This is a genomic window from Streptomyces sp. NPDC054840 (assembly GCF_053611065.1).
The window spans coordinates 1-3,056 of the sequence record NZ_JBSGZP010000797.1 but is presented as its reverse complement, the minus strand read 5'-3'; the positions used below and the strand labels follow the sequence as shown (position 1 = coordinate 3,056).

Below are 3,056 nucleotides of genomic sequence, written 5' to 3'. Positions count from 1 at the left end.
CCCGTCGGCCCACCCCGGCTCCTGCGCGGCGGGCCGCCCGGCCCGCGGGACCCGCGCCACCGCCGGACCGCCCCGGCCGCCACGATCACGAGGACCGCGGCGCCGTACGCGGTCGCGCTCAGCGCCGGCCGGTGGCCGACGACCGGTGCGAGCAGGTAGACCGCCGCGCCCGCGAGGGCGACGCCGAGCCATTCCCAGCGACCGTCCAGGGCGACGAGGGCGATCAGCAGCAGGGCGTACCAGGAGTAGCCGGGGGTGAGGAGGACGAAGGCCCATCCGGTGACCAGGAGAGCACCGCTCCAGGGGCGCCCCGGGTCGCCGCGCCGCATCACGTACAGGGATACGCCCGCCATCGCGGCGAGGAGCACCGGGAACGCCCAGCTGTCGGGCATCACGAGGCGGAGCAGGGCGTAGCGGGAGCCGGCGGAGGGGTCGTCGTAGCCCTCCTCGTCCACATAGCCGCCGAGGTAGCCGAGGACGGAGTCGTGCGAGAGCAGGACGTAGGGCAGGTAGGCGAGCAGGGTGAAGGCGGCGGCGGGGGCCAGGACGGCGACCGCGTCGCGAACCCGGCGCACCCCGGACAGCGCCCCGGGCAGGACGACGGCGGGCATGAGCTTGGTGGCGATGGCGGCACCGAGGACCAGGCCCCCCGCCGCCCGGCGGCGAAGCCCGCGCTCCGCGACCAGTCCGAGGCCGATCACGGCGAGCAGCACGCCCAGCACGTCCACGTGCGCGTTGTTCACGGCTTCGATCGGTACGGCGGGACACCAGGCCCAGTACGCGGCCCGGCGCGGGTCCTGGCCCCGGCGGCGCAGGACCAGCAGCAGTGCGCCCGTCACGCCGAGGGAGAGGAGACCGGCTCCGATCTGGAGCGGCTTGTGCCGGGCTCCGCGCGGGGAGAGCCGGTCGACCGCCAGGAAGTACACCTCGGCGACGGGCGGGTAGATGGTGTGCACGGCGGGCCGGTTGATACGGGTGCAGTGCGGGACGGAGCCGCCGCCCGGAATCGGGGCGCGGTCCGGGCCCGCGCAGGCGGCCCCCGTCGGGAAGAGCCAGGGGTCGCGCAGGCGTGCCGGTCCCGGGTCCTGCGGGGCGTGGTCGTACGGGGAGATGCCGGCCGACTGGACCCGGCCGTCCCAGGCGTACCGGTAGGAGTCGGTACTGGTACGGGGTGGGGCGACCAGCCCGGTCACGCCGACGGCGAGGGCACCGGCCAGGAGCAGGGGTACGACGTGGGCGGCCGGGACCTTGCGCAGGGCGAGCAGGGCGAGGACGAACAGCGCCCAGCAGGCCGCGGACCGGAGGAACAGGCCCGCGCCGTCGGTGAAGTAGCCGTCGTGGCGGATGGTCAGGACGAGGGCGGCGGTCAGGGCGAGGACGGCGGTCAGGGCGACGAAGGTCGCGAGCGCGGTCGGGACGGTACGCGGTTTCACCTGCGCAGCGTTCCAGCAACGGGTCCGGAAGTGGCGTCCGCCGTCCCGCATGTCCGCATTCCGTAAGGTGTTCCCCCGCCCACCAGGGCGTCGGCGGGGGTGTCATGGGCTCATGCGCTTCACTCCGCCCCCGGGCCCGCCGTTCACGTTCACGGCGCGGCTGCACGACGCCCGTACCGCGACGGTGATCGGCCGCCTGCTCGGGCTCGCCATCGTCGTCTGCTTCGCCACCGGTGTGCTCAGCCACTACCTGCAGCACCCCCCGGACTGGCTCGCCGACCGGCTGCCGAGCCGCCCGTACTGGGGCTACCGGCTCACCCAGGGCCTGCACGTGGCCGCCGGCACCGCCGCGATCCCGCTGCTGGCGGCCAAGCTGTGGACGGTCTACCCGAGGCTCTTCGCGTGGCCGCCGGTACGGTCCGTGCTCCACGCGCTGGAGCGGCTCTCGGTGGCCGTGCTCGTCGCCGCCGCGGTCTTCGAGCTGTTCACCGGGCTGCTGAACACCTTCCAGTGGTACCCGTGGCCGTTCTCGTTCGTGCCCGTGCACTACGCCGTCGCCTGGCTGCTGCTGGGAGCGCTGCTGCTGCACGTCGCCGTTCAATGGCCGCGGATCCGCGAGCACCTCACCCGCCGTTCCCCCGGCACCGTGGCCCTGCCCGAAGCCGATGGGCCGGACCGGCGGCAGCTGCTGGCGGCCGTCGCGGCGGGGGTCGGCGCGGTCACGCTGACCACGGTCGGACAGTCCGTCACCGCGCTCGGTCCACTGGAGCTGTTCGGTCCGCGCAGCCCTGCGCACGGACCGCAGGGGCTGCCGGTGAACCGTACGGCCGCCGCGGCGCGCGTCACGGCGGCCTCGCTGGACGGCTGGCGCCTGACCCTGGCCGGGCCGCGCCCGGCCTCCCTCGCCCTGGAGGAGCTGCGTGCGCTCCCGCAGCACGAGGTGATCCTGCCCCTCGCCTGTGTGGAGGGCTGGAGCAAGTCCGCCCGGTGGACGGGCGTACGGGTACGGGACCTGCTGGAGCTGGCCGGCGGGGGCCCGGGCGCGCGCTGCCGCGTGGTGTCGCTGGAAGAGGTGGGCGCGTACCGGGTGACGGAGCTGGGCCGCCTCTACGCGCAGGACCCGCTCACCTTGCTGGCGCTGCGCCTGAACGGTGAGGTGCTGTCGCTGGACCACGGCTACCCGGCGCGGATCATCGCCCCGAACCGGCCGGGAGTGCTCCAGACCAAGTGGGTCGGCCGACTGGAGGTGGCGTGATGGCGTTCCGGTACGCGGTCGGCGGCATCGGCGCGGTCGTGATGGCCTTCGGCGGCTTCCTGCTGGTGCGGGAGCCCGAGCCGTGGCGGATCGCCCTGTGGCTCGCGGGCGGAGTCCTCGTGCACGACGGGCTGATCGCCCCGCTGGTCATCGCGGTCGGAGCACTCTGCGCGGCGGCGGGCCTGCGCCTGCGCGGGGTGCCGCGCGCCGCGCTGGTCGTCGCGGGTTCCCTGACGGTGATCGCCCTGCCGCCGCTCCTGCGTCCCGGTGGCGTGGCGAACGCGTCGGTGCTGCCCTTGGACTATCCGCGGAACTGGCTGCTGGCGATGGCCGCGATCGGCGTGCTCACGGCCGGGTACGCGGGAGCG

The 3,056-nt window shown here is 75.0% G+C and carries 3 protein-coding genes; 2 read left to right on the top strand and 1 reads right to left on the bottom strand.

Annotated features, from left to right (window positions below):
• A partial coding sequence (locus ACWGIU_RS34155; RefSeq protein ID WP_453711988.1) for a glycosyltransferase 87 family protein occupies nucleotides 1–1,433 on the bottom strand: 1,433 nt, incomplete at its 3' end.
• Nucleotides 1,434–1,545: 112 nt separating this feature from the next.
• Between ACWGIU_RS34155 and ACWGIU_RS34150 the strand changes: the two genes are divergently transcribed.
• The gene (locus tag ACWGIU_RS34150) at nucleotides 1,546–2,688 is read left to right on the top strand and encodes a molybdopterin-dependent oxidoreductase (protein WP_453711987.1); all 1,143 of its coding nucleotides are present in this window, start codon (nucleotides 1,546–1,548) and stop codon (nucleotides 2,686–2,688) included.
• Nucleotides 2,688–3,056 (top strand): hypothetical protein (locus tag ACWGIU_RS34145; RefSeq protein WP_453711986.1); only part of this gene is annotated, 369 nt, incomplete at its 3' end. The genes ACWGIU_RS34150 and ACWGIU_RS34145, both read left to right, overlap by 1 nt.